The 24,652-nt window shown below is 72.6% G+C and carries 24 protein-coding genes, 1 pseudogene and 1 riboswitch; of the genes and pseudogenes, 12 read left to right on the top strand and 13 right to left on the bottom strand.

Annotated elements, in window-relative coordinates; all coding sequences use genetic code 11:
* Positions 1–16: 16 nt before the first annotated feature.
* The 6 genes from FB557_RS07345 to FB557_RS07320 all read right to left on the bottom strand — a co-directional run bounded on the left by FB557_RS07345 (position 17) and on the right by FB557_RS07320 (position 6,057).
* Entirely contained in the window at positions 17–727 is a 711-nt protein-coding gene (locus tag FB557_RS07345) for a class I SAM-dependent methyltransferase (RefSeq protein ID WP_211356508.1), read from the bottom strand.
* Complete coding sequence (locus tag FB557_RS07340; protein ID WP_144856943.1) at positions 724–1,521, bottom strand: ABC transporter ATP-binding protein; 798 nt, start codon at positions 1,519–1,521, stop codon at positions 724–726. Before FB557_RS07340 ends, FB557_RS07345 begins: the two co-directional genes overlap by 4 nt.
* Positions 1,522–1,524: 3 nt before the next feature.
* The gene (locus FB557_RS07335; protein WP_144856942.1) at positions 1,525–2,541 is read right to left on the bottom strand and encodes an ABC transporter substrate-binding protein; all 1,017 of its coding nucleotides are present in this window, start codon (positions 2,539–2,541) and stop codon (positions 1,525–1,527) included.
* A 65-nt stretch (positions 2,542–2,606) separates the two neighbouring features.
* Positions 2,607–3,710, bottom strand: coding sequence for a FecCD family ABC transporter permease (locus FB557_RS07330; protein ID WP_144856941.1), 1,104 nt, complete (start codon positions 3,708–3,710; stop codon positions 2,607–2,609).
* Positions 3,711–3,789: 79 nt separating this feature from the next.
* Complete coding sequence (locus tag FB557_RS07325; RefSeq protein WP_144856940.1) at positions 3,790–4,878, bottom strand: acyl-CoA dehydrogenase family protein; 1,089 nt, start codon at positions 4,876–4,878, stop codon at positions 3,790–3,792.
* Positions 4,879–4,884: 6 nt separating this feature from the next.
* Positions 4,885–6,057, bottom strand: a complete 1,173-nt coding sequence (locus tag FB557_RS07320; RefSeq protein WP_144856939.1) for an acyl-CoA dehydrogenase family protein — start codon at positions 6,055–6,057, stop codon at positions 4,885–4,887.
* A 178-nt stretch (positions 6,058–6,235) separates the two neighbouring features.
* Here FB557_RS07320 and clpB point away from each other — a divergent pair, with 178 nt between their 5' ends.
* The 3 genes from clpB to FB557_RS07305 are packed head-to-tail and all read left to right on the top strand — an operon-like array spanning position 6,236 to position 11,414.
* Positions 6,236–8,809, top strand: a complete 2,574-nt coding sequence (gene clpB, locus FB557_RS07315; RefSeq protein ID WP_144856938.1) for an ATP-dependent chaperone ClpB — start codon at positions 6,236–6,238, stop codon at positions 8,807–8,809.
* A gap of 32 nt (positions 8,810–8,841) precedes the next feature.
* A complete protein-coding gene (locus tag FB557_RS07310; RefSeq protein ID WP_144856937.1) occupies positions 8,842–9,543 on the top strand; it encodes an LppX_LprAFG lipoprotein in 702 nt (233 codons plus the stop codon).
* The gene (locus FB557_RS07305) at positions 9,540–11,414 is read left to right on the top strand and encodes an MFS transporter (protein ID WP_246074532.1); all 1,875 of its coding nucleotides are present in this window, start codon (positions 9,540–9,542) and stop codon (positions 11,412–11,414) included. Before FB557_RS07310 ends, FB557_RS07305 begins: the two co-directional genes overlap by 4 nt.
* Before the next feature lie 107 nt (positions 11,415–11,521).
* Here the strand turns inward: FB557_RS07305 and FB557_RS07300 are convergent, their stop codons facing one another.
* On the bottom strand, positions 11,522–12,409 hold the full coding sequence (locus FB557_RS07300) for an alpha/beta fold hydrolase (protein ID WP_144856936.1): 888 nt from the start codon (positions 12,407–12,409) through the stop codon (positions 11,522–11,524).
* Positions 12,410–12,433: 24 nt separating this feature from the next.
* Positions 12,434–13,225, bottom strand: coding sequence for an exodeoxyribonuclease III (locus FB557_RS07295; RefSeq protein ID WP_144856935.1), 792 nt, complete (start codon positions 13,223–13,225; stop codon positions 12,434–12,436).
* A gap of 46 nt (positions 13,226–13,271) precedes the next feature.
* Between FB557_RS07295 and FB557_RS07290 the strand changes: the two genes are divergently transcribed.
* Positions 13,272–14,015 (top strand): dienelactone hydrolase family protein, encoded by a 744-nt coding sequence (locus FB557_RS07290; protein ID WP_144856934.1) that lies wholly within the window; start codon positions 13,272–13,274, stop codon positions 14,013–14,015.
* A gap of 15 nt (positions 14,016–14,030) precedes the next feature.
* On the top strand, positions 14,031–14,597 hold the full coding sequence (pyrE, locus tag FB557_RS07285; RefSeq protein ID WP_211356507.1) for an orotate phosphoribosyltransferase: 567 nt from the start codon (positions 14,031–14,033) through the stop codon (positions 14,595–14,597).
* 23 nt (positions 14,598–14,620) lie between these two features.
* On the opposite strand, the gene ribH is transcribed toward pyrE, so the two are convergent.
* From ribH to ribD, 4 genes are read right to left on the bottom strand one after another with little or no spacing between them, the layout of a single operon-like run.
* Positions 14,621–15,088: a 6,7-dimethyl-8-ribityllumazine synthase gene (gene ribH / locus FB557_RS07280; RefSeq protein ID WP_144856932.1), complete on the bottom strand. Its 468-nt coding sequence runs from the start codon at positions 15,086–15,088 to the stop codon at positions 14,621–14,623.
* Positions 15,085–16,314: a 3,4-dihydroxy-2-butanone-4-phosphate synthase gene (gene ribB / locus FB557_RS07275; RefSeq protein ID WP_144856931.1), complete on the bottom strand. Its 1,230-nt coding sequence runs from the start codon at positions 16,312–16,314 to the stop codon at positions 15,085–15,087. Before ribB ends, ribH begins: the two co-directional genes overlap by 4 nt.
* Entirely contained in the window at positions 16,311–16,907 is a 597-nt protein-coding gene (locus FB557_RS07270; protein ID WP_144856930.1) for a riboflavin synthase, read from the bottom strand. The genes ribB and FB557_RS07270 overlap by 4 nt, the downstream gene beginning before the upstream one ends.
* Positions 16,907–18,049 carry a bifunctional diaminohydroxyphosphoribosylaminopyrimidine deaminase/5-amino-6-(5-phosphoribosylamino)uracil reductase RibD gene (gene ribD / locus FB557_RS07265; RefSeq protein WP_246074531.1) on the bottom strand — a complete coding sequence of 381 codons (1,143 nt, stop codon included), beginning with the start codon at positions 18,047–18,049 and terminating at the stop codon, positions 16,907–16,909. The genes FB557_RS07270 and ribD overlap by 1 nt, the downstream gene beginning before the upstream one ends.
* A 120-nt stretch (positions 18,050–18,169) precedes the next feature.
* A riboswitch (FMN riboswitch) is annotated at positions 18,170–18,300 on the bottom strand.
* 67 nt (positions 18,301–18,367) lie between these two features.
* On the opposite strand from ribD, the pseudogene FB557_RS14715 reads away from it, so the two are divergent.
* From FB557_RS14715 to FB557_RS07250, 3 genes and pseudogenes are all read left to right on the top strand, one after another.
* Positions 18,368–18,469 (top strand): annotated as a pseudogene (locus FB557_RS14715) (siderophore-interacting protein); the annotation flags it as partial.
* Positions 18,470–18,498: 29 nt separating this feature from the next.
* Positions 18,499–19,302 (top strand): HAD family hydrolase, encoded by an 804-nt coding sequence (locus FB557_RS07255; RefSeq protein WP_144856929.1) that lies wholly within the window; start codon positions 18,499–18,501, stop codon positions 19,300–19,302.
* A gap of 67 nt (positions 19,303–19,369) precedes the next feature.
* Complete coding sequence (locus FB557_RS07250; protein ID WP_144856928.1) at positions 19,370–20,200, top strand: DUF1206 domain-containing protein; 831 nt, start codon at positions 19,370–19,372, stop codon at positions 20,198–20,200.
* Here the strand turns inward: FB557_RS07250 and FB557_RS07245 are convergent.
* Positions 20,145–20,894, bottom strand: coding sequence for a phosphatase PAP2 family protein (locus FB557_RS07245; RefSeq protein ID WP_170236226.1), 750 nt, complete (start codon positions 20,892–20,894; stop codon positions 20,145–20,147). The genes FB557_RS07250 and FB557_RS07245 overlap by 56 nt on opposite strands.
* Positions 20,895–20,937: 43 nt before the next feature.
* Between FB557_RS07245 and FB557_RS07240 the strand changes: the two genes are divergently transcribed.
* The 4 genes from FB557_RS07240 to FB557_RS07225 all read left to right on the top strand — a co-directional run bounded on the left by FB557_RS07240 (position 20,938) and on the right by FB557_RS07225 (position 24,524).
* Entirely contained in the window at positions 20,938–21,744 is an 807-nt protein-coding gene (locus FB557_RS07240; RefSeq protein WP_144856926.1) for an RNA methyltransferase, read from the top strand.
* 106 nt (positions 21,745–21,850) lie between these two features.
* The gene (locus FB557_RS07235) at positions 21,851–22,486 is read left to right on the top strand and encodes a VOC family protein (RefSeq protein ID WP_144856925.1); all 636 of its coding nucleotides are present in this window, start codon (positions 21,851–21,853) and stop codon (positions 22,484–22,486) included.
* A 15-nt stretch (positions 22,487–22,501) separates the two neighbouring features.
* The gene (locus FB557_RS07230; RefSeq protein ID WP_144856924.1) at positions 22,502–23,800 is read left to right on the top strand and encodes a sensor histidine kinase; all 1,299 of its coding nucleotides are present in this window, start codon (positions 22,502–22,504) and stop codon (positions 23,798–23,800) included.
* Positions 23,793–24,524, top strand: coding sequence for a response regulator (locus tag FB557_RS07225; protein WP_144856923.1), 732 nt, complete (start codon positions 23,793–23,795; stop codon positions 24,522–24,524). The genes FB557_RS07230 and FB557_RS07225 overlap by 8 nt, the downstream gene beginning before the upstream one ends.
* The last annotated feature ends 128 nt before the right edge of the window (positions 24,525–24,652 follow it).

Here is a 24,652-nt window from a genome sequence, read left to right as displayed (position 1 = left end):
CTGGAGGGCAGGCGGCTCAGGCCCGGGCGGTGACCAGGTGCTGCAGCCGCGGCCGGTGGCCGGGGGCTGCTCCGGTGCGCCGATCCGCCTCGAGCACCTCGTGCAGCGGCCGGCTCACGACCTGCTCGAACCCCGCGGCACGCACCGCCTCGAGGGTCGGGTCGATCGACCTCGCCTCGGCCAGGGGCAGCGAGGAGAGCACCGGGCCGTAGGTGTCGACGAAGGACTCGGGAGACTCGTCGTGCCCGCCCGCGAACCAGGTGCTGTCGACCAGCGCGAGCACCCCGCCCGGGCGGAGCAGCCCACGCCATGCGCGCAGCGCAGTGACCGGGTCGCGCAGGGTCCACATGAGGTAGCGGCACACGACGGCGTCCTGGCTGCCCGGCGCCACCGGTGGGGCGTGGGCGTCGCCGAGCAGCAGGTGGGGTCGACGGCCGGACTCCGTGGCGAGGGTGCCCGCATGCCGCGCCGCGACGTCGAGCATCCCGGCCGAGCTGTCGACCCCGGTGACCCGGTAGCCGGCCTCGGCCAGCATGAGGGCGACGTGCCCGGTGCCGGTCCCGACGTCGAGGACCGCCGCCGGCGGTGAGGGCAGGACATCTCGCCAGATCTCGGTCCACATCTCCCGGTCGAGGTCCCACCGCTGCACTCGCCGCTGCCCCGAGTCGTAGGCGTCCGCCCGTTCGCTCCAGTAGGCGTCGAGACGGCTCTGGTCCACCTCCTTCACGAGAGGTCCCCGGCGGTCGAAGCGGCGCCGACGGAACGGAAGAGCAGGTGCAGCTCGCCGTCGCGGTCGAGCCGCTCGGTGGCGATGCCGTACACGCGCTGCACGACGGCCGGGTCGAGGACCTCGTCGACCGTTCCCTGGGCGACCATCCGGCCCTGCTCGAGCAGCACCAGGTCGTCGCAGTAGGCCGCGGCGAGGTTGAGGTCGTGCAGCACGACGACGACGGCGGCGCCGAGGTCGCCCGCGAGGCCGCGAAGCAGCGCGAGCACCTCGTGCTGGTACCGGATGTCGAGGTGGTTGGTCGGCTCGTCGAGGAGGAGGTACGAGGTGCCCTGGGCGAGCGCGCGGGCGATGAGCACCCGCTGCTTCTCACCCCCGGAGAGCTCGGCCAGGGGGCGCTGCGCCAGGTGCGTCGCCCCGACCCGCTCCAACGCCTCGGCCGCCGCCTCGTGATCGGCCGCCGTGGTGGACCGGAAGCCGCTCAGCCGCACGGTGCGCCCGAGGAGCACCATCTCGGCGACGTCCAGGGTGGACTCGCCCACGTTCTCCTGCACGACCACGGCGAGGAGGCGGGCGATGTCACGGGCAGAGAGGCTGCTCAGCGGGCGCCCCTCGATGCTCACCTCCCCGCTGTCGGGGGTGAGGCCGTGGAAGAGGCAGCGCAGCACCGTCGACTTGCCGGACCCGTTCGGCCCGATGACCCCGAGCACCCGGCCGGGTCGGGCGGTGAGGTCGACCCGGTCGACGGCCAGCATGCTGCCGTAGGAGTAGCTGATGGCGCTCGCGCGGAGCATGACTCACTCGCTCCCGAAGCGCTCGACGAGCTGCTCCAGCCCGTCGACCGCGATGGGGGAGGCCGGCTCGGAGAAGTTGAAGAGCTGGGTGAGGATCTCGCCGTCCTGCACCGCGGCGAGACGGTCGGCGCCCGGCAGCTCGGTGACGGCGTCCTCGACCTTGCTCGGGTCGCCCTCGGAGTAGAGCAGCACGAGCACGTCGGGGTTCTCCTCCAGCAGACTCTCGGGGGTGATCTCGAAGACGCGCTTGTCGACGTCACCGTAGACATTGGTCAGGCCGGCTGCCTCGCTCTGCACGTGCGGCATCGACCGGCTGCCGTAGGCGTAGGTGGTGCCGCCGCCGACGGTGGGGTAGAGGATCGCGACGCTCTTGTCCTCGCCGTCCGTGTCGCCACCGGCGCCGGCCTGCTCGGTCGCGGACCCGACCCGCTCGCGCAGCTCCTCGACCGCGGCGGCCGCCTCGTCCTCCCGGTTGAAGACGGCGCCGTAGTCCTCGATCTCGCCGTACAGCTGCTCGAAGGAGGGGTCTGGCTGCCCCTCGCTGCACAGTCCCTGCACCTCGAGCAGCGGCACGCCGACCTCACCCATCGAGGCGGCGTCGAGGCCCTCGGTGTGCCCGAGCACGAGGTCGGGCTCGCGCTCGAGGACGGCCTCCTTGGAGATGATGAGGTGGCCCGAGGAGTCGACCCGATCGGTGAGCACCTCGATCTGCTCGACCTGCGCCGTGGTCTCCTCGTCGTAGTAGCCCTCCGGGTAGGCGCCCGCCTTGGCGGTGACGTGATCCAGCACTCCCAGCGGGCTGAGGAAGGGAACCCAGGCGCTCTTGAGCATGACGACGTCCTGCGGCTCGGACTCGAAGGTCATCTCCTCGCCGCAGCTGGTGATCGTCACCGGGTAGTGGCCGTCGTCGGAGGCGGTACTCGCCTCACCCGAGGAGTCGGCTCCGCTGCCGCAGGCGGCAAGGGTGAGTGCGGCGAGGGCGCCGGTACCGGTGGTCAGAGCGGTGCGAAGGGGGGACATCGGACTCCTTGGGTCGGGGCGGGTTGGCGGCGGTGCGGCGGCCGTGGGCAGGGTCGGTGTGGGGGTCAGGTCGAGGAGACCTGCATCCGTCGGATGAGTACGAGGAGGAAGGGTGCTCCGACGAGCGAGGTGAGGATGCCGAGGGGGATCTCCTGCGGTGCCAGCAGGGTCCGGGCGACGACGTCGGCCCAGACGAGGAAGATCGCCCCCATCACTGCCGCGACGGGGATCGCGATGCGGTGCGCGGACCCGACGACCCGGCGGGCGACGTGCGGGATGACCAGCCCGACGAAGCCGATGCTGCCGGCCGCGGCCACGGCGACCCCGATGCAGAGCGCGACGACGACGAGCAGCCAGACGCGCAGCCGGTTCGGGTCGACCCCCATCGTCAGGGCGGTCTCGTCGCCCAGGGCGAGCGCGTCGAGCTGCCGCCCGGAGTGTGCCAGGAGAGCGACCGTCGCGGCGACGATCACCGCGACCACGGCGAGCGGAGCGCCCCACGAGCCGAGGCTGAGCGTGCCGAGCAGCCAGAAGAGCACCGATCGGGAGCCTTCCGCGGAGTCCGAGGCGAAGATGAGGAAGCTGGTCAGCGCGTAGAGGGCGTACCCGACCGCCACGCCGGCGAGCAGCAGCCGGATCGAGGTGACCCGACCGCCGGTGCGGGCGATGAGCAGCACGAGCACAGATGCAGCGAGCGCCCCGACGAAGGCGCTGGCCTGCAGCGCGTGCTCACCGAGCCCGGCGCCGATCCCGAAGAGGATCGACGCGGCGGCTCCGCTGCTCGCACCGGAGTTGATGCCGAGCAGATAAGGGTCGGCGAGCACGTTGCGCACCATCGCCTGCAGCGCCATGCCGCAGACCGCCAGCCCCGAGCCCACGCAGACCCCGAGCAGCACGCGCGGGGTGCGCACGTCCCAGATGATCGCCTCTCGCGCAGCCGGCCAGTCGGGGGTGCCGACGCCGAGCAGCTGGTGCAGGACGATCCGGCCCGTAGCCATCGGGGAGACCTGCGCCGCCCCGACACCCACTGCGACGAGGACGGAGAGGACGAGCAGCGCGACGAGCGCGACCAGCCAGGCGAGGGAACGCCGTCGACGTGCCGCGATGCCGAGTGCGTCGGCGCGCACCACGAGCTCGGTCGAGCGCGGCGTCGTGACCCGCGTGGCCATCCCGTCCTCCCATTGCTGCAACTAGGTCGCAGCAACGGTACGGGACAGCTCCTCCGGAGCCCGAGGCGGGTCCCCGCCGTCAGCCGAGCAGCGAGATGCTCTCGTGGCCGCCGACGGCAGCGGCCAGCTCGCCGACCCGGTCGTCGGGGGTGCCCCACGTGCGCGCGATCTGGGTCAGCCGAGCGGTGAGGTGCCCGACCGCGTACTCCGCGGTGACGCCGACGCCGCCGTGCATCTGGATCGCCTCTTCGCCGACGAGCTTGCCCGCCCGGTCGACGACGCTGCGGCAGCGGGCGATCGCGTCGACGTCGACGGGGTCGTCGTCGGCGACCATGGCCGCGAAGAGCGCGGCGCTGCGCGCGAGCTCCAGCTCGGCGTACATGTCGGCAGCCCGGTGGGTCAGGGCCTGGAAGGCGGCCAGCGGCATCCCGAACTGCTTGCGGGTGCGCAGGTACTCGGTGGTGCGGCCGAGTGCCTCCTCCATCGCGCCGAGCGCCTCGCCGCAGAGCACGGCACCGCCGAGCGCGAGCGCCTCGGCAAGCGCCTGCTCGGCCTGCTCGCCGTCGGCGAGCAGGGTCGCCGACGTGCCCTCGAAGGTGAGTGACTCCCCCTTCGCCTGGACGTCGGTGACGAGGAAGAGGCCGGTGCCGCTCCCGGTGTCCGCCGAGACGACGACGTGCGTGGCGTCCTGCGCGAAGCGCACGGGCGCCTTGGTGCCGGTCAGGGTCCAGCTCTCGCCGCTCCCTTCGGCCCGCACGGTGGGCGCGGTCGGCGACCAGGCGCGCATCGGCTCGTCGAGAGCGGGGACGGGCAGCGCCGAGCCCTCCGCCAGGGCGCCGATCAGCTCCCGGCGCAGCGAGTCGGGGGCCGTCCGGGTGATGATCGCGCCGGCGACGACGGTCTCGGCCAGCGGGAGGTGGATCCGGCTCTTGCCGACCTCGGCGGCGGCGACGGTCAGCTCGGCGAAGCCGGCACCGACGCCCCCGTCCTCCTCCGACCACGGCAGGGCGGGGACGCCGACCTCGACGAGGGCCTCCCAGACCTTCGGGTCGTGGGCCGCCGGCTCGGCCGAGACGCCGGAGTTCGACGCGGGGTTGCCGTGGCGTGCGAGGACGCCGCTGACGGCTTCGGTGAGCGCCTTCTGCTCATCGGTGATGTTGAGATCCATGCGGGGTCAGCCCTTCAGTCCGAGGATGCCGGTGGCGATGATGCTGCGCTGGACCTCGCTGGACCCGCCGTAGATCGTCGCCTTGCGGAAGTTGAGGTACGTCGGGACGGCGTCGGCGGCCCACTGCGGCACCACCGAGTCGTCCCACGAGGCGGCCATCGGCCCGGCGACGTCGATCGCGAGCTCGAGCACGTCCTGCTGCAGCTCGGAGCCGCGCAGCTTCAGGATCGAGCTGGCCGGGTCCGGCTTGCCGTCCTTGGACCCCCCGCTGACCCGGATGACGGTGAGCTCGAGGGCCATGAGGTCGGCCTCGAGCCGGGCGAAGCGGGCCGCGACCTGCGGGTCGTCGAGCAGCGTGCCGTCGCCGCGGGTGACCTCGCGGGCGTGCGCCTTGACGTCGGCGAGGGTCTTCTTCACCAGGCCGACGTTGGCGACGCCGACGCGCTCGTTGCCGAGGAGGAACTTCGCGTAGTCCCAGCCCTTGTTCTCCTCGCCGACGAGCTGGTCGGCGGGGACGCGCACGTCCTCGAAGAAGACCTCGTTGACCTCGACGTCGCCGTCGAGAGTCTTGATCGGCCGGACCGTGATCCCTTCGCTCTTCATGTCAATGAGAAGGAAGGAGATGCCGCGCTGCTTCTTCTCGGCGTTCGGGTCGGTGCGCACGAGCGCAAAGATCCAGTCCGCGTGCTGGGCGAGGGTGGTCCAGATCTTCTGGCCGTTGACGACGTAGTGGTCACCGTCCTTGACCGCGGTGGTGCGCAGCGAGGCGAGGTCGGAGCCGGCGTCGGGCTCGGAGAAGCCCTGGCACCACCAGATCTCGCAGGAGAGCGTCTTGGGCAGGAAGCGCTCCTTGAGCTCCTCGCTGCCGAAGGCGGCGATGACCGGCCCGACCATCGAGGTGTTGAAGGGCAGGGGCGGCGGCACCCCGGCCGCGCGCATCTCGCTGTCCCAGATGAACTTCTGCAGGCTCGTCCAGTCCTGCCCGCCCCACTGCACCGGCCAGCCGGGCGCGGCCAGGCCGGCCTCGGCCAGGGTCGCCTGGGAGCGGCGGATGTCCTGCGGGTCGAGGTCGTTGCGGTTGGTCCCCTTCTCCTTGAGCTCGGCAGGGAACTCGTCGGTGAAGTAGGTCCGCATCTTCTGCTGGAAGGCGGCGTCTTCCTCGCTCAGGCGTCGTTGCATGGAGTCGAATCTACATTCAAGTTCGCCTGGTGACCAGGGGTGGGCGACGGGTTCGGGCGAAGGGGGTGACAGCGCAAGTTGAGCGGAATACGCTCAACTTTGAGGTCGTTGGACCAGGTGAACCGACACCCCCTTCGTCACACCCCTTCGTGACCACCGAGCCAAAGGAGCACCCCGCATGGAGCTGAAGCCGACCACCAAGGTCGCCGAGGCGCTCGCGCTCGCGCAGCGCTCCGCGCAGACCGAGGGTCACGCCGAGATCACCCCCGACCACCTCACCAGCGCCCTCGTGCGCGTCGACACCGCCCAGGCCGACCGGCTGCTGCAGGCCGCCGGCACCGGCGCCCAGCACGTCCTCGGTCAGGCCGACGCGGCGATCGCCGCGCTGCCTCGGGCCGCCGGCTCCTCAGCCCAGGCCCCCACCTTCGGGCGGGCCGCGCTGGCCGTGCTGCAGCAGGCCGACACCCTCATGAAGGCCAAGGGCGACAGCTATCTCGCCCTCGACCTCCTGCTCCTGGCGCTGGCCGAGACCGGTCACCTCGCCGCCGTCGAGAAGCGCGGGGCGGCCGACATGGAGGCCGCGATCGAGCAGCTGCGCGGTGGCCGCACGGTCACCTCGGAGACGCCCGCCGAGGGCGGGGAGGCCCTCGCCGAGTACGGCACCGACCTCACCCAGGTGGCGCGCGACGGCAAGCTCGACCCCGTGATCGGCCGCGACGCGGAGATCCGCCGGGTCGTCCAGGTCCTCTCCCGTCGCACGAAGAACAACCCCGTCCTCATCGGCGAGCCCGGCGTCGGCAAGACCGCCGTCGTCGAGGGCCTGGCCCAGCGCATCGTCGACGGCGACGTCCCCGAGTCCCTGCGCGACAAGCGGCTCATCGCCCTCGACCTCGGCGCGATGGTCGCCGGCGCGAAGTACCGCGGCGAGTTCGAGGAGCGGCTCAAGTCCGTCCTCGAGGAGATCAAGGCCAGCGACGGCGAGATCATCACATTCATCGACGAGATCCACACCGTCGTCGGGGCCGGTGCCTCCGGCGACAGCTCGATGGACGCCGGCAACATGCTCAAGCCGATGCTCGCCCGCGGCGAGCTGCGCCTCGTCGGCGCGACGACGCTCGACGAGTTCCGCACGAACATCGAGAAGGACCCGGCGCTGGAGCGCCGATTCCAGCAGGTCTTCGTCGGTGAGCCGAGCGTGCCCGACACCATCGCGATCCTCCGCGGCCTCAAGGAGCGCTACGAGGCGCACCACAAGGTCGAGATCGAGGACTCCGCGCTCGTCGCCGCCGCCTCGCTCTCCGACCGCTACATCACCGGGCGCCAGCTGCCGGACAAGGCGATCGACCTCGTCGACGAGGCGGCCTCTCGCCTGCGCATGGAGATCGACTCCAGCCCGGTCGAGATCGACGAGCTGCAGCGCGCGGTCGACCGGATGGAGATGGAGAAGCTCCACCTCGCCAAGGAGACCGACGACGCGAGCCGCGACCGGCTCGAGCGGCTCGAGGCCGAGCTCGCCGAGCGCAAGGAGGAGCTCGCTGGGCTCACCGCGCGCTGGGAGCAGGAAAAGGCCGGCCTGAACAAGATCGGTGAGCTGCGCGCGCGCCTGGACGACCTGCGCACCCAGGCCGAGCGGCTGCAGCGCGAGGGTGACTACGAGGGCGCCTCGCGGGTGCGCTACGGCGAGATCCCGGCGCTGGAGGCCGAGCTCGCCCGCGCCGACGAGGCGGAGATCGCCCGGTCCACGGGCGATGAGGACCTCATGGTCAAGGAGCGGGTCGGACCCGACGACATCGCCGAGGTGATCTCGGCCTGGACCGGCATCCCCGCCGGCCGGCTGCTGCAGGGCGAGACCGAGAAGCTGCTCTCGATGGAGTCGCTCATCGGCGCCCGCCTCATCGGGCAGTCCGCCGCGGTCCAGGCGGTCTCTGACGCGGTCCGCCGGGCCCGCTCCGGCATCGCCGACCCGGACCGTCCGACGGGCAGCTTCCTCTTCCTCGGCCCGACCGGCGTCGGCAAGACCGAGCTGGCGAAGTCGCTCGCGGACTTCCTCTTCGACGACGAGCGGGCGATGATCCGCATCGACATGTCGGAGTACTCCGAGCGGCATGCGGTGGCCCGGCTCATCGGTGCCCCTCCGGGGTACGTCGGCTACGACGAAGGGGGTCAGCTCACCGAGGCGGTGCGCCGTCGCCCCTACTCGGTGGTCCTCCTCGACGAGGTGGAGAAGGCGCACCCGGAGACCTTCGACATCCTGCTCCAGGTGCTCGACGACGGACGCCTCACCGATGGCCAGGGACGCACGGTCGACTTCCGCAACGTCATCCTCGTGATGACGAGCAACCTCGGCAGTCAGTTCCTCGTCGACCCGGCGCTGGACGACGAGGCGAAGCGGGAGTCGGTGATGGCCACCGTGCGCTCCAGCTTCAAGCCCGAGTTCCTCAACCGGCTGGACGAGGTCGTGATCTTCGACCCGCTCAGCCAGGCCGAGCTGAGCGAGATCGTCGAGCTGCAGGTTCGGGAGCTCGGGGCCCGTCTCGCCGACCGGCGGATCACCCTCGAGGTGACCGACGCGGCCCGGCAGTGGCTCGCCGACAAGGGGTACGACCCGGCCTACGGGGCTCGCCCCCTTCGCCGGTTGGTGCAGAAGGAGATCGGCGACCGCCTCGCGACGGCCCTGCTCGCCGGCGACGTGCGCGACGGGCAGCAGGTCACGGTCGACGCCGGTGACGACGGGCTGGTGCTGACCACCTGACCCGTCCGGCGCGGCCCGGATACCTTGACCCCATGCGTCGTCGCGTCGTGCTGGCCCTCGTCCCCGCGCTGCTCGTGCTGCCTGCCTGTTCCGGGGGCGAGGACAGCCCGCCGGAAGAGACCCAGGCGCCCGAGCAGGTCCTGCAGGCTGCCCGGGAGAGGTTCGAGGCGGCAGGGGGGCTGCACATCGAGCTGACCAGCTCGACGATCCCCGAGGGGCGGGACGGGGTGAGCCGGGCGGTCGGCGACGGGATCGTGGACGCCGAGCGGCCGGCCTTCACCGGTGAGATCACCGGGAGGATCCAGGGCAACCCGGCCGGGGTCGAGCTCATCGCCATCGACGAGGAGACCTGGATGTCGTTCTTCACCGAGGACTTCAACCCGGTCGACATGGCCGACCTCGGCGCGCCCAACCCGGCCGAGCTGTTCCGCTCCGAGACCGGCGTCGGGCGCCTCCTGGCCGAGACCACCCAGGTGCAGGCGGGGGAGAAGAGCCGCGACGGCAAGGACGTGCTGCAGACCTACTCCGGCACCCTGCCGGCCGGACCGGTGCAGGACCTCTTCGCCCTCGGTGAGGCCGCGCAGAGCTTCGACGTCACCTACAGCATCGAGCCGACGTCGGGTGAGCTCCGGGCGGCGAAGATCAGCGGCGAGTTCTACGAGGGGTCGACCACGAGCTACAGCGTCAACCTCTCCGAGTACGGCAAGTCGGTCACCGTCGACGAGCCCGCGTGAGCGACGCCGACACCGACACCGGCGCCGGACCGGTGCCGCGTGCGGTCAACGCCCGTGCGCTCCTCGCGCTGGCCTCGACCGCGGTGGCGCTCGCGGCCGCCGACACCTACGTGGTCGTCCTCGCGCTGACCGACATGATGGCCGGGGTCGGGCTGACCCTGGACAGCCTGCAGCGGGCCACCCCGATCATCTCCGGCTTCCTCCTCGGCTACATCGCGGTCCTGCCGCTCATCGGACGTCTGGCCGATCTCGTGGCCCGGAGCCGGATCCTCCTGGCCTGCCTCGCCCTCTTCGTCCTCGGCTCTGGGGTCACCGCGCTCGCGGTCGACCTCGACGTGCTCGTCGCCGGACGCGTCGTCCAGGGGATCGGTGGGGGAGGTCTGGTGCCGGCGACCCTCGCCATCGTCGCGGACCTGTGGCCGGTGGGCCGGCGCGGCGTCCCGCTCGGTGTCGTCGGCGGCGTGCAGGAGCTGGGGTCGGTCCTCGGCCCGGTCCTCGGCGCGGCCGTCCTCGCGGTCGCCGACTGGCGGGCGATCTTCTGGCTCAACGTCGTGCTCGGCGGGCTGCTCGCGGCGGCCATCTGGTGGGTGGCCCGCGACCGTTCGTCTGAGGTTCCCCGGGGATCTGCGAAGGGGAGAGCCGACCGTTCGTCTGAGGTTCCCCGGGGATCTGCGAAGGGGAGAGCCGACCGTTCGTCTGAGGTTCCCCGGGGATCTGCGAAGGGGGCGGGGGTGTCTGGGCGGGTCGGGCGGCGGTTCGCGGGGTGGTTGGGGATGGGGGGCTGGCTGGGGGTGGCGTCGGTCGGGCTGCTGTGGCTCGCGCTCGCCGCTCCGGCACGGCTCGTCACCGACGTGACCCTCGGCCTGCCGTTCGTGCCGTTCGGCGATCACGACCACCGCCTGCTCACGCCCGTGGGCGTGCTCGCGCTCGTCGTGGGAGCCGCCGCCCTGGCCCTGAGCGCAAGCGCCTGGTGGCCGGTGCTGCGCCAGGGGGACCTGCCCGGGGCCCTGCTGCTCGGCAGCGCGCTGGGCTGCGTCGTGCTCACCTTCGCCGCGGCCGACCCGGAGACCGAGGTGGTCGGGCCCCTCGGGTTCGCGCTGCTGCCGGTCGCCGTCGTCGCGGCTGCTGCGTACGTGTGGCGCCACCGCACGGCAGCTCACCCCCTCGTGCCCCGCGGGACCTACGCGGGTCGCACCCCGTGGGCGCTCGTGGTCAGCCTGCTCGCCGGGGTCGCGCTCGTCTCGGTCGTCGTCGACGTCCCGCTCCTGGCCCGGCTCACGCTGCCGGGCGGCCAGACCGAGGCCGCGCTGGTCCTGGTGCGCTTCCTCGTCGCGGTCCCGGTGGGTGCGCTGCTCGGCGGTGCGCTGCTGCGGCGGCTCGGTGCGGGCGTCGTCGCCGGCGGCGGGCTGGCCCTGATGTCCGCCGGGCTGCTCGTGATGTCGAGCTGGGGGCCGGACTCGCTGGAACAGACGCTCATGTCGACCGCGGTCCTCGCGCTCGTGGGTCTCGGCGCCGGCCTCGCGCTCGCCCCGGTCAACGACGCCGCCCTGGCCGACGCGCCGCAGAGCGCCCACGGCACGGCGAGCTCGCTGGTCGTCGTCTCTCGGATGATCGGGATGGTCGTCGGGCTCGCCCTGCTCACCGGGATCGGTCTGCACCGCTACTACGAGGCGGTGAGCGCTCTGCCTGCCGGGCAGCGCACCGACGGCCAGGCCCTGCTCGAGACCGCCCTGGTCCAGGTCGAGACGGTCTTCCTCGGCGCGGCGGTGGCAGCCGGCCTGGGCGCCCTCGTCGCGCTGCTGACCCTGGGCCGCCGCCCGGAATCACTCCCCGCCGACAGCATGGGCGCCAGGTCGCGCCGCGACCGCTAGCCGGGCCGCCGGGCGAAGGGGGTAGGTGTCATCTCCCTTCGCGACCTGCCGCCCATCGTGCTGCGGTGAGTCGCGTCGTCCAGACGGGCTGTCCAGGCGCGCCGGGGTCAGCGTGCGCCGGTGACCAGGCGGTGCAGGTGGTCGACGACCCGGTCGGTCGCCTCCCACATGAGCATGTGGCCGGCGCCGTCGATCACGTCGAGCTCTGCGCCGGGGATCCGCTCGTGGTACATCCGGCTCCACTTGGCCGGGGTGAGCGGGTCGCGCGACCCCGCCATGACCACGGTCGGGATCCCCGCAAGGTTGGCCAGCGAGGCGATCTCGTCATGCCCGAGGAGGGCCTTGAAGTACTGGCCGGTCGTCCGGGCGCGGGTGCCGTTGATGATCCGACGCGCCTCGGCGACGTCGGCCGGCGAGGCGTCCGCGCCGAAGATCCCGCGCACCATCCGCTCGGGCATGGGCAGCGCGGGAGCCGCGAAGGGGAGGAGGGACTGGATGCCCATCACCACCCCTTCGCCCCGGATGCGCTTGCGCAGGCTGGCCAGCTCCGGGGTCGTCGCGACGAGGAGCACCCCCTTCGCCCTCTCGCGCAGCGAGACGGGGTGCGCCCCGGCGTACGCCATGAGGGTCATCCCGCCCATGGAGTGGCCGCCGAGCACCAGGGGGCCGGTCGGGCACATCTCGCGGACCACGACGTCCAGGGTGTCGGCGAGGCCCCGCACGGTCGCGGGCTCATCGCCCAGGGTCGAGCGGCCGTGGCCGGGCTGGTCGTAGGTTACGACCCGGACGGGCACCCGCTGCCGCAGCGCGAGCACCACCTTGTCCCACGTCGAGTGGTCCATCGTCCACCCGTGGGCGAGGACCACCGTGGGCAGTCCCTCGTCGGCCCCGGCATCCGGGGTGTGGTCGACGACGTGCAGCCGAGAGCCGTCCGGCGCCTCGATCGTGCGGGTCGTGACGAGGCTGCCCTCGGGGTGGGGCTCGTGTCGCAGCATCTTCGGCTCTCTTCTCGGTCGTGCTCAGTCGGCCAGCTCGACGACCACCGGGGCGTGGTCGCTGGCGCCCTTGCCCTTGCGCTCCTCGCGGTCGATCGCCGCGCCCTGGACGCGGTCGGCGAAGGGGGGAGTGCCCAGGACGAAGTCGATGCGCATCCCCTGACGCTTGGGGAAGCGCAGCTGCTGGTAGTCCCAGTAGGTGTAGACACCCGGCCCGGGGGTGTGCGGGCGGACGACATCGACCAGCCCGTCGTCGAGGAAGCCCTGGAAGGCGGCGCGCTCCGGCGGGGAGACGTGGGTCCTGCCCTCGAAGAACCCCATCGACCACACGTCCTCGTCCTGCGGGGCGATGTTGAAGTCACCGGCGAGGGCCATTGGCAGGTCCGGCTCAGCGGCGCGCCACGCGTTGGTCTGGTCCCTCAAGGTCTGCAGCCAGCGCAGCTTGTAGTCCAGGTGAGGGTCGTCCAGCGTCCGGCCGTTGGGGACGTAGAGGCTCCACAGCCGCACCCCGGCGCAGGTGGCCCCGATCGCCCGCGCCTCGGGTGCCGGAGGCTCGCCCCAGCCGGGCACGTCGGGGAAGCCGACCGAGACATCCTCGATCCCCACCCGGGAGACCACGGCCACGCCGTTCCACTGGTTCAGGCCGTGGTGGGCCACCTCGTACCCGATGTCGCGGAAGCGGTCGTGGGGGAACTGGTCCTCCTTGGCCTTGGTCTCCTGCATGAGCAGGACGTCGACGTCGGTGCGACCCAGCCAGTCGACGACACGGTCGACACGGGAGCGGATGGAGTTGACGTTCCAGGTCGCGATGCGCACCCGGCCACCCTAGCCAGGGCGGCCACGCCTTCGTATCGTCGAGGTCATGCGACCGCTCTTCGAGATCTGCGCCGCCGACGGCATCGCCGAGGCGGTCATCGCCCGACCCGATGCCGGCACCCACCCGGGAGTGCTGCTCTTCATGGACGCGATCGGCCTGCGCCCTCAGATCGAGGAGATGGCCGACCGGATCGCGTCGTGGGGCTACGTCGTCCTCGCGCCGAACACCTTCTACCGCTCCGGCCGGGCGGAGGAGACCACCCCGAGCGCCGACCTGCGCGACCCGGACGAGCGCGCCGCCTACGCCAAGGTCTCGGCCGAGTACCTCGCCGAGCTCACCGGCGAGCGGATGGAGGCCGACCTGCCGCACTACGTCGAGGCGCTGCGTGGGCTCGACGGGGTGGACGACGGGCCGATCGGGGTGACGGGGTACTGCATGGGAGCGCGCTTCGCGACCCGGGCAGCCGGGCTCGAACCGACCGTCGCTGCGTGCGGCGGCTTCCATGGCGCGGAGGTCGCGACCGAGGAGGAGGACAGCCCGCACACCCGGGTAGCGCGGTCGACTGCGGCCTTCGTCTACGGCCACGCCGATCAGGACAAGCTCAACCCGCCCGAGGCGATCGCCCGGCTCGACGAAGCGCTGGAGGCGGCCGGCGTGGACCACGTGACCTCGGTGTACCCCGACGCGCCGCACGGGTTCACGATGGCCGACACGAGCAGCTATCAGCAGGCCGGGGCCGAGCGGCACTTCGAGGAGCTGCGAGCGCTGCTGGAGCGTGCGCTCGGGTGAGCCGACGTCCGTACGATGGCCGGCGTGACTGACATCGCCGCCGACCGTGCCCGCCTGCTGGAGATCATCAAGGAGCAGGCGATCGTCCACGGCCGGGTGACCCTCTCCTCCGGCAAGGAGGCCGACTACTACGTCGACCTGCGCCGGATCTCGTTGCACGGCGAGGCCGCTCCGCTCGTCGGCCGGGTGATGCGCGACCTCACCGCCGACCTCGCCTTCGACGCCGTCGGTGGGTTGACCCTCGGCGCCGACCCGGTCGCCACCTCGATGCTGCACGCTGCCGCCGCTGCCGGTGACCGGCTCGACGCCTTCGTCGTGCGCAAGCAGGGCAAGGCGCACGGGCTGCAGCAGCGCATCGAGGGCCCTTCGGTGCAGGGGCGCCGGGTCCTCGTCGTCGAGGACACGACGACGACCGGCAGCTCGCCGCTGGAGGCGGTCGCCGCCTGCCGCGAGGCCGGCGCCGAGGTGGTCGCCGTCGCAACCATCGCGGACCGGGCGACCGGCGCGGGAGAGCGGATCGAGGCCGAGGCCGGGGTGCCCTATCGCTTCGCCTACTCGCTCGAGGACCTCGGGCTCGCCTGACCGTTGCCCTCGCGGGAGCCGGGTCAGCCCCGCGCGGCGAGGGTGACCGCGGTGGCCAGCGCCGCCGTCGCCGCCTCGTAGCCCTTGTCCTCGCTGGAGCCGGGCAGGCCGGACCGGTCCAGCGCCTGCGCCTCGTCGTCGCAGGTGAGCACCCCGAAGCCGACGGGCACGCCGGTGCGCACCGACACCTCGGTCAGACCGACCGTTGCCGCCTGGCAGACGTAGTCGAAGTGCGGGGTTCCCCCGCGGATCACGACACCCAGGGCGATGACCGCGTCGTGGTCTGGGGCCAGGCGGGCGGCGGCGACCGGCAGCTCGAAGGTGCCCGGCACGCGCACCACCGTGATGTCGTCGATGCCGCAGGCACCCGCCCCACGCCGCGCGCCGTCGACGAGACCGTCCATGACCTCGGTGTGCCAGCTGGCGGCGACGACGACGGCCCGCAGGCCGCGGGCGTCGCAGGTGGTGGTGGGTGCTCCGTGGCCGCTCATGCGGGCCTCCTCGTGCTCTCGGGGTGCTCGGTCGTCTCGTTCGGGGTGATCGGGTGGTCGTGCCCCAGGCGCTCGCGTTTGGTCGCGAGGTAGCGGGCGTTGTCCGGGCCCTCGCCGACGTGGATCGGGTGCGGGCGAAGGGAGATCCCGCCGGCTTCCAGCGTGGCCACCTTGGCGGGGTTGTTCGTCATGAGGTCGACATCGGTGAGACCGAGGTCGTGCAGGATCGCGACCGCGGCGCCGTACTCCCGGTCGTCGACCGGCAGCCCGAGCGCGAGCTGGGCGTCGACGGTGTCGGCCCCGGCGTCCTGCTCGGCGTAGGCGCGCAGCTTGTCCAGCAATCCCACGCCTCGCCCCTCGTGCCCTCGGAGGTAGAGCACGGCGCCGCCGTGGCTGGCCACCTGGGCGATCGCCGCGTCGAGCTGTGGCCCGCAGTCGCAGCGAGTCGAGCCGAGGGCGTCGCCGGTGAGGCACTCGGAGTGCACCCGCACCCACGACCCCCCGGGGCGGGTGAGGGCCAGGTGCTCGGCACCGGTGCGTCGGTCGCGGTAGCCGTGCACGGTGAGGCGGCCGTGCGTGGTGGGCAGGGTCGTCGTCGTGACCCGCTCCACCCGGTCATGCACCTCGCGCCAGGCGACGAGGTCGGCGATGGTGACCACGGGCAGGTCGTGGTCGGCGCCGAGGGCGAGCACGTCGGGCGTGCGCAGCATCTCGCCGTCGTCGGCGACGAGCTCGCCGATGGCGCCGACCGGTTCCAGCCCGGCGAGGCGACACAGGTCGACGGTGGCCTCGGTGTGGCCGCGCCGGGTGAGCACGCCCCCTTCGCGCGCTCGAAGGGGGACGACGTGCCCCGGTCGAACGAGGTCACCGGCTCCGGAGGTCGGGTCCGCCAGCACCCGCAGGGTGCGGGCTCGGTCGGCGGCGCTGATGCCGGTGCTCACGCCCGCGGCCGCGTCGACGGTGATGGTGTACGCGGTCTGCAGCGAGTCCTCGTTGCGGGCGACCATGAGGGGCAGGTCGAGCCGGTCCGCGATCTCGTCGGGCATCGGGGCGCACAGGTAGCCGGAGGTGTGCCGGATCGTCCAGGCCAGCCACTGCGGTGAGGCGCTCTGCGCGGCGAGGACCACGTCGCCCTCGTTCTCCCGGTCGGCGTCGTCGAGGACGAGCACCGGCCGGCCGGCGCGCAGGGCGGCGAGAGCCTCCTCGATCGGGGACGTGGTGCTCATCGGGGTGCTCCGCTCGCGGCGAGGAGGCGCTCGACGTACTTCGCCAGGACGTCGGTCTCAAGGTTGACGCGATCGCCGGGTCGCAGCCGACCGAGCGTCGTCGCGGCAAGGGTCTCGGGGATCAGCGACACCTCGAAGCCGTCCTCGGTCACCGCGCTCACGGTGAGCGAGGTGCCGTCGAGGGTGACCGCTCCCTTGCGGGCCAGGTGTCCACGCAGCGACTCGGGGGCGGTCAGGGTGAGCACCTCCCACCGGTCGTGCGCGACACGGTCGGTGACCTGGGCGACCCCGTCGACATGACCTTGGACCACGTGACCGTCCAGGCGTCCGTCGACGCGCACCGCGCGCTCGAGGTTGACCTGGTCGCCGGTGGTGAGGGCGCCGAGGGTGGTCCAGCGCAGCGTCTCGCCCATGACGTCGGCGACGAAGCCCCCGCTGTCGTGCTCGACGACGGTGAGGCAGACCCCGGCGACGGCGATGGAGCAGCCGTGCCGGATGTCGCCGAGCACGGTGCGTGCTGCGACCGAGAGGCGTGCACGCCCTGGTGACAGGTCGCGGACGGTGCCGATCTCTTCGATGATGCCGGTGAACATCAGGGGGCCTCCTTGATTGGGTCGGTCGGCCCCCTACGGCGTTGCCCCAGATGCTGGGGCAACGCCGTAGGGGCGTGAGCAGGGGGTACTCGCAGGTCGAGCCGGACGTCGTCGCCGACCTGGTGGACGGCGCGCAGCGCGAGCCGGTGGGCTCCGGTGATGGTCGTGATGCCGAGGTCCGCGATCGGGGACGGGCCGGCGCCGAGCAGCGCCGGCGCGACGTACGCGACGACGTCGTCGACGCACCCCGCTCGCCAGAACGCGGCTGCCAGGGTGGGGCCGCACTCGAGCCAGACCGATCGGACCTCTCGGGCGTGCAGCTCGGTCAGGGCGGCGTTGATGTCGCGGGTAGTGAGACGAAGGGAGGCCGCCGCCTCGTCCGTGACCCGGGCGTGCGAGGGGAGTGGGCGCTCGCCGAGGACGACCCGGAGCGGCTGAGGCGTCAGCAGCGTGCCCTCGCCGTCTCGGGCGGTGAAATGCGGGTCGTCGGCGAGGACCGTTCCCGTCCCGGTGAGCACGGCGCCGTGCCGGGAGCGCTCGCGACCGACATCGGCGCGAGCGGCCGGGCCGGTGATCCACTGGCTCGTGCCGTCCGTCGCAGCGAGGCGGCCGTCGAGGGTGGCCGCGTACTTCCACGTGACGCGCGGGCGGCCGAGGAGGGTGGCGACCCGCCAGTCGCGGACCAGCTCGTCGGCCTGATCGACGAGCAGACCCTGCTCGACGTCGACACCTGCGCCGCGGAGGCGGTCGGCGCCCCCGCCCGAGGCGACCCCGGGATCGGCGCTGGCGTGGACCACCCGGGCGACCCCGGCCGCGATGAGCCGGTCGGCGCAGGGCCCGGTCCGGCCGGTATGGCTGCACGGCTCGAGGGTGACGTAGGCGGTGGCGCCGCGCGCCCTTCCCCCGGCGGCGTCGAGCGCCATCGCCTCGGCGTGCCGGGTGCCGGCCCCCTCGTGCCAGCCCTCGCCCACGACGACCCCGACGGCACCCCCTTCGCCCGGCGTCCCCCCTTCGCCGTGCTCGCCCCCGTCGCCAGGCGCGACGAGGACGCATCCCACCCGGGGGTTGGGGTCGACGGCGGGGCCGCGCTCGGCGAGCGCCAGCGCGCGCCGCATCCACGGCTCGTCGAGGGTGAGTCTCACGCGTGCCTCCCGGTCCGGTCTCGGCCTGGCTCCGGGGTATCGCGAGAGATCGCCGGCGGGTGTCTGCGTGCCGTGGCGTTGATCGACGTCGGCCGACCAGTCGCCGGGGACACACCCGCCGCTCGTGCTGCCTCCCATCCGGACTCTCACCGTCGGTCGAGGAGTTCCACCTCGTCAACCGCTCGCTGGCTGCGAGCGGGTCGCGGACTGTCACCGCCGGCTCGGAATTGCACCGACCCCGGAGCACGATCTGGTCCAGGCTATCCCGCGGCGGGCCTGCGCGGACCATGACGTCAGCCACATCGCGCGGAGTCCGCTCTCGCGACCGGCCTGCTGCGACACCTCGTCAAGGAGGTCGGCATGGACCGGCGCCAGATCCTCTTCTCCGGGTACTGGAAGCTCGGCGCCGCGCGGGGGTGAGCGCCGGGCGAGCGGCTAGCGTGCCAGGGGTGGAGCCCCACCTCATCTGCCTCGACATCGACGGCACGACCATCACCCACGCGGGGGAGCTGCGCCCCGCGGTGCATCGAGCGGTCGGTGACGTCGTCGCAGCCGGCCACCACGTCGTCATCGCCACCGGTCGCAGTGTGGTGGCGACAATGCCGATCCTGGAGCGGCTGGGCCTGAGCAGCGGGTGGGCGGTCTGCTCCAACGGTGCGGTGACCATCGCCCTGGACCCGGCCGCGCCCGGTGGCTGGTCCGCCGACGACGAGGACATCGTCACCTTCGATCCGGCGCCGGTCCTTACCCGGCTGCGGGCCGTGGTCCCGGACGCGCTCGTCGCGGTGGAGGAGCTCGGTGTCGGGCATCGGCTGAGCGCCCCGTACCCCGAGGACGAGCTGCAGGGCCAGCAGACGGTGCAGTCCTGGGACGAGCTGATGGCCCGTCGCACCACCCGTGTCACCTTCCGCATGCCCGAGGCGACGAGCGAGGAGTTCGCCGAGGTCGTCGAGCGGGCCGGGCTGCACGGGGTGAGCTACGCGATCGGCTTCACCTCCTGGCTGGACATCAACCCCGAGGGCGTCTCGAAGGGGTCGGCCCTGGAGATCGTGCGCCGCCGCCTGCACGTCGAGCCCGGGCACACCGTGGCCGTCGGCGACCAGCGCAACGACCTCGAGATGCTGCGCTGGGCGGCCCGCGGGGTCGCCATGGGCAACGCCCCCGAGGAGGTCAAGGCGGTCGCCGACGAGGTGACCGGGCACGTCGACGACGACGGCCTCGCCGACGTGCTCCGCCCGCTGGCAAGGGCCTAGCGCCGACGCGGTGGCGCCGGTGCGAGGGACGAGCCCTCGAAATCGACCCGCCACCTACCCTGTCGCCATGAGCGAGCGGGAGTGGGACGACAAGGCCGAGGACACGGCACGATCTGCGCAGCGCACGGCCGACGACCTGGGGTCGCACCCCGTGGTCACCACCCTGGCGCGGGTGGGCTTCGTCGTCGTCGGCGTGCTCCATGCGCTCATCGCTCTCATCGCGCTGCGCGTCGCGTGGGGCAGCGCGGGCGATGAGCAGGCGGACCAGTCCGGCGCGCTCGCCGCGATCGCCGGCCAGCCCTTCGGGGTGGCGCTGCTCTGGGTGGTCGTCGTCGGCTCCGCGATGCTCGCGCTCTGGTACCTCACCGAGCTGCTCGCGCCTGGCCAGGAGGCCGTCGACCGGGTCAAGGGACTGGCCAAGGCGGGGATCTACGCCGCGATCGCGTGGTCGGCCGGGCGTTTCGCCGCCGGGGGAGCGTCGAAGGGCTCTAGCGAGGACCAGACCCAGGACGTCACCCAGCGACTCATGGGCGTGCCCGCCGGCCAGTGGCTGGTCGCCGGAGTGGGTCTGGCGGTCGTCGCGGTCGGTGGGTTCTACGCCTACAAGGGGGCCACCGCTGGCTTCGAGAACGACCTGGAGAAGGACCCCGGCCCCTTTGCCTGCTGGATCGGCCGGGTCGGTTACCTGGCGAAGGGGGTGGCGCTGGCCCTCGTCGGGGTCTTCTTCCTCGTCGCAGCCTGGCAGCAGGAACCGGACAAGGCCCAGGGCCTCGACGGCGCGTTGAAGAGCCTGAAGGGGCAGCCCTACGGGCCCTACCTGCTCACCGTGGTGGCCGGCGGGCTCATCGCCTTCGCGCTGTACTGCCTGATCCGGGCGCGCCACGCCCGCCTGGAGTGAGCACCGCGCCTGCGGGTGACGCGCTGCCACGCGGCCGGAGCACGAGCAGCAGGGCCGCCGTGGTCATCGCCGAGCCGACGACGACGCCGGCGACGACGTCGCTGAGGTAGTGGACGCCGAGGAAGACCCGGTCGGCGCAGGTCAGCAGGACGACGGTGACGGCGGTAGCGACAAGCAGCACCCGCGAGGCGACCGAGCGCGCCAGCGGCCAGATCAGCACGCAGGTAAGGATCATCGCGATCGTGCTGCCCGTCGCGTGCCCCGAGGGGTAGGAGAAGCCCCCGGCCGTGGTGATCGCCTCCGGCGGTGTCGGACGCGGCCGGGCGACGATGTACTTGCACCCGATCGCCAGCCCCCAGCCCGCCAGACCCATCGGGGTGACCCACAGTGCGCGCCGCCGCACCAGACCCCGCCAGAACAACAGCCCGGAGGCGATCGCCAGCACGGTGAAGAGCAGCCAGGGCTCGGTGAGATGGGACCACACCAGCAGCGCGTCCACGAGCCAGGGACGCGCCAGCGCCGTGGCGGTGGTGCGCTCGACCAGGTCGGCGTCCCATCGCATGATGCGGTCGCTCGCGAGCACCACCTGGCGTCCCACCGCGGCCGTGAGGACCATCGCGGTCGCCATGAGCGCGAGTGCCGCGAGGACGCGCGCCACGCTGGGTCGACGAGGCTCGAGGGGCGGCGCGGGCATCGCCCCAGTGTGCGCCATGGGCGTGGGGCATGCTGGGCAGGTCATGACCGACCTGCACATCACCTCACCGGCCAACCCGCGGCTCAAGGAGCTGCTCGGTCTGCGCCGCCGCCGGACCCGCGAGCAGACCGGCACCACGGTGCTCGAGGGCACCGAAGAGCTCCGCCTCGCGATCGAGGCGGGGGTCACCCCCTTCGCCGTCTATCACTGCCCAGAGCTGATGCACGAGGCTGGACCGCAGGCGGTCGACGCGGCTCGCGCCGTCGGCGCCGAGGTCATCTCGCTCTCCCGGGAGGCCTTCGCCAAGGTCTCCTACCGCGAGGGCCCCGACGGGGTCCTCGCGACGGTGCCCGCCCCCGGACGGCCGTGGGACGAGATCGAGCTGCCGGCGCACCCCTTCGTCCTCGTCGTCGAAGGGGTGGAGAAGCCGGGGAACCTCGGCGCCATGCTCCGCACCGCTGACGCCGTCGGGGCCGACCTCGTCATCGCCGCCGACTGCGTCACCGACTGGGGCAACCCCAATGTCATCCGCTCGAGCAAGGGCACCGTCTTCGCGGTCCCTGTCGTCTCCGGGACGCGGGAGCAGGCCTGGACCTGGCTGGCCGAGCGCGGGGTCATGGTCGTGGCGACCACCCCGGACACCGACCGGCTGCACACCGACGTCGACTACCGCAGCGGGGTCGCCGTCGCGGTCGGGTCGGAGAAGTACGGGCTGACCCAGGAGGCGCTGGCCGGCGCCGCGGAGCGGGTACGCATCCCCATGGTGGGCCGGGTCAACAGCCTCAACGTCGCGACCTCTGCCGCGGTGGTGCTGTACGAGGCGGTGCGTCAGCGCTCCGCCCAGCGCTGAGCGGGACCGCTCGACGCGCCGCCCGGGCGTCGCAGCCGGCCTGACCAGGCGTTGTGCTATTGGAGTCGGATTAGGAGCAGGGTGAGGCGCGTGCCACGATGCCCCTATGCGTGTTGACCATGTCTCCTTCGCCGCCGGCTCCGACGGGGCGCGCGCCACAGCAGCGAAGCTGGGAGAGAAGATCGGCGTCGAGCCGGTGGACGGGGGCGTGCACCCGCGCTTCGGTACTCGCAGCATGATCCTGCCGCTGGCGCACGAGCGCTACATCGAGGTCGTCGAGGTGCTCGACCACCCCAGCGCCGACAAGGCGCCCTTCGGCCAGGCTGTTCGCGCCCGCTCCGAGACGGGCGGCGGTTGGATGGGCTGGGTCGTCTCCGTCGACGACCTGCTGCCGGTCGAGGAGCACCTCGAGCGCGAGTCCGTGCCCGGCGCGCGTCGCCTGCCCGACGGCCGCGAGTTCCGGTGGCGCCAGATCGGCGTCAAGGGCCTCATCGCCGACCCGCAGCTGCCGTTCTTCGTCAAGTGGGACGACGAGAGCGACCACCCGAGCGACGACGCGAGCACCGAGGTGACCATCGAGTCGCTGCAGATCGCCGGGGACCCCGACCGGGTGCGAAGCTGGCTCGGCCTGCCCGCCGATGCCACCTCGACGGTCATCACCTTCGACTTCGTCGCCCCCAACGGCACCCCTGGCCTGATGTCGGTCACCCTCAACACGCCGCAGGGGCCGGTCACCATCTAGAGCGAGGCCGAGCGCGTGCGCCGGATACGCGAGTTCTTCGCCCTCGACGACGACTGGGATCGCCCCGGGCGGGGGTTGCGCCGCCGCGACGTCCTCCTCGCGCTCGGTGTCGGCGTCCTCTCCCTGCTCGTCCTCGAACTCATCCGTCCCCTCGGCACGCTCGAGGCGGTCACCGCCCCGATCTGGGTGCAATGGCTCGTCGTCGCCGCCAGCGCCCTGCCGCTGCTCACGCGGCGGCTGTGGCCGCTGGCCAGTCTCATCGCGGCCTCGGTCGGCTTCTTCGCCCTCAGCACGCGGGAGCCGACGCTCGGCGGCCTGCTCTCGGTGCTCGTCTGCTACTTCATCGTCGTGCTCGGCGGGGTGGCGTGGGCGCGGAACCGGCGCGAGATGCTCCTCGTCGTCTCGGCGACCATGCTCCTCATGCTGCTCTGGCTCGTGTGGGGCTTCGCCGTCGGCAACGCCCTCTCGGACTACCCGACCGAGTACCAGGACGACAGCGTCGTGCCGGTGTGGTTCGCGGCGGTCGGGCTGACCTTCGTCATCAACGCGCTGTACTTCGCCGGTGCAGTTCTCGGCGGCCAGGTGCTGTGGCGTAACGCGCGCCAGCGCACCGAGCTCGAGCAGCAGGCCGCGACCATCGAGGAGCAGTCCGTCGAGCTGCGCGAGCAAGCGGTCACCGAGGAGCGGCTGCGCATCGCGCGAGAGCTGCACGACGTCGTGGCGCACCACATCTCAGCCATCGGGGTGCAGGCCGCGGCGGCGCGGCGGGTCATGGACCGCGACCCGCAGCGGGCCGGCTCGGCGCTGGAGCAGATCGAGGGCAGCAGCCGGGAGGCGGTCGGGCAGATGCGCGCGCTGCTCGGGACCCTGCGCTCTGGGCAGTCGGCCGGATCGACGACGCCCCAGCCGGGTCTCGCCCAGCTGGGAGAGCTCGTGACGGCGCACGAGGGCGGTCCGCTGGAGGTGTCCCTCGACGTGATCGAGGACGCTCCCGACCAGCGCGACCGGGTGCCGGTGCCGGTCGGGCAGTCGGTCTACCGCGTCGTGCAGGAGGCGCTGACCAACGTGACTCGCCACAGCACCGCGCAGCGCGCCCGGGTGGTGCTGCGGGTCGCCCGCGCCCGCGTCGAGGTCGAGGTGACCGACGACGGGCGCGCGCGAGGGGGTACAGAGGGCACCAGCCTGGGACATCTCGGGATCGAGGAGCGCGCCGCCCTGCACGGCGGCGGGGCGGAGATCGGACCTCGCGCCACCGATGGCTACCGGGTGCGGTGGTGGGCACCGCTGAGCGACGAAGGGGATCGACATGAGTGAGCAGAGTGGCCAGGAGGAGCAGGCGGTCGGCCACGGGTCGGGCGAAGGGAGGGTGCGGGTCCTCCTCGTCGACGACCAGCCGGTGATCCGGTCCGGCTTCGCGATGATCCTCTCGGTCGAGGAGACGATCGAGGTCGTCGGTGAGGCAGCGACCGGTCGTGAGGCGGTCGAGATCGCTGCGCGGGAGCGCCCGGACGTCATCGTCATGGACGTCCAGATGCCCGAGATGGACGGCATCGAGGCGACCCGAGAGATCGTCCGGCGTGACCTGGGCAAGGTCATCATCCTCACGACGTTCGACCGGGACGACTACCTCTTCGCGGCTCTCGAAGCCGGCGCCAGCGGGTTCCTGCTCAAGAACGCCGAGGCTGAGCAGCTCGTCGCCGCGATCGAGGCGGTGGGTCGGGGTGACGCCCTGCTCGCGCCCGAGGTCACCTCGCGGGTGATCGCCCGGATGACGAGCGGCGCGCCGGCGGAGCGAAGCGATGCCGAGCGTCCGCACGCCGACCTCATCGCGCAGCTCACCGAGCGCGAGCTCGAGGTGCTCTCGCTCGTCGCCGCGGGCATGTCCAACCAGGAGATCGCCGGGCACCTCTTCATCGGCGAGGCGACGGTCAAGACCCACGTCTCCAACCTCTTCGCCAAGCTCGGTGCCCGCGACCGGGTGCGGGTCGTCGTCATCGCCCACGAGGCCGGCATCGTCGAGGGTCCCGGCACAGACTGACCGGGGTAACTCCCCCTTCGGGCGGATGGAGCCACCCCCTCGAGGGGGACCCGCCGACCCCTTCGCCGAGCGCAAGACCCGCCAGGGGAGGGACGCGGCGGCGTCCTCTGGCTCAGTACGGTCGAGGC

The organism is Marihabitans asiaticum (assembly GCF_007828725.1).
GTDB classification, from domain to species: Bacteria; Actinomycetota; Actinomycetes; order Actinomycetales; family Dermatophilaceae; genus Marihabitans; species Marihabitans asiaticum.
The sequence above is the reverse complement of the archived record's forward strand: the minus strand, read 5'-3'. Positions and strand labels throughout refer to the sequence as shown.

Bases quoted from the DNA above. Each gene is read 5' to 3' on its own strand.
- FB557_RS07225 (WP_144856923.1), top strand. From the start codon at position 23,793: ATGAGTGAGCAGAGTGGCCAGGAGGAGCAGGCGGTCGGCCACGGGTCG.
- FB557_RS07250 (WP_144856928.1), top strand. From the start codon at position 19,370: ATGAGCGAGCGGGAGTGGGACGACAAGGCCGAGGACACGGCACGATCT.
- FB557_RS07245 (WP_170236226.1), bottom strand. From the start codon at position 20,894: ATGCCCGCGCCGCCCCTCGAGCCTCGTCGACCCAGCGTGGCGCGCGTC.
- FB557_RS07320 (WP_144856939.1), bottom strand. From the start codon at position 6,057: ATGCAACGACGCCTGAGCGAGGAAGACGCCGCCTTCCAGCAGAAGATG.
- FB557_RS07340 (WP_144856943.1), bottom strand. From the start codon at position 1,521: ATGCTCCGCGCGAGCGCCATCAGCTACTCCTACGGCAGCATGCTGGCC.
- FB557_RS07325 (WP_144856940.1), bottom strand. From the start codon at position 4,878: ATGGATCTCAACATCACCGATGAGCAGAAGGCGCTCACCGAAGCCGTC.
- ribB (WP_144856931.1), bottom strand. From the start codon at position 16,314: ATGAGCACCACGTCCCCGATCGAGGAGGCTCTCGCCGCCCTGCGCGCC.
- FB557_RS07330 (WP_144856941.1), bottom strand. From the start codon at position 3,710: ATGGCCACGCGGGTCACGACGCCGCGCTCGACCGAGCTCGTGGTGCGC.
- FB557_RS07240 (WP_144856926.1), top strand. From the start codon at position 20,938: ATGACCGACCTGCACATCACCTCACCGGCCAACCCGCGGCTCAAGGAG.
- FB557_RS07300 (WP_144856936.1), bottom strand. From the start codon at position 12,409: ATGCTGCGACACGAGCCCCACCCCGAGGGCAGCCTCGTCACGACCCGC.
- FB557_RS07310 (WP_144856937.1), top strand. From the start codon at position 8,842: ATGCGTCGTCGCGTCGTGCTGGCCCTCGTCCCCGCGCTGCTCGTGCTG.
- FB557_RS07270 (WP_144856930.1), bottom strand. From the start codon at position 16,907: ATGTTCACCGGCATCATCGAAGAGATCGGCACCGTCCGCGACCTGTCA.
- clpB (WP_144856938.1), top strand. From the start codon at position 6,236: ATGGAGCTGAAGCCGACCACCAAGGTCGCCGAGGCGCTCGCGCTCGCG.
- pyrE (WP_211356507.1), top strand. From the start codon at position 14,031: ATGGCCGGCGTGACTGACATCGCCGCCGACCGTGCCCGCCTGCTGGAG.
- FB557_RS07290 (WP_144856934.1), top strand. From the start codon at position 13,272: ATGCGACCGCTCTTCGAGATCTGCGCCGCCGACGGCATCGCCGAGGCG.
- FB557_RS07335 (WP_144856942.1), bottom strand. From the start codon at position 2,541: ATGTCCCCCCTTCGCACCGCTCTGACCACCGGTACCGGCGCCCTCGCC.
- ribH (WP_144856932.1), bottom strand. From the start codon at position 15,088: ATGAGCGGCCACGGAGCACCCACCACCACCTGCGACGCCCGCGGCCTG.
- FB557_RS07235 (WP_144856925.1), top strand. From the start codon at position 21,851: ATGCGTGTTGACCATGTCTCCTTCGCCGCCGGCTCCGACGGGGCGCGC.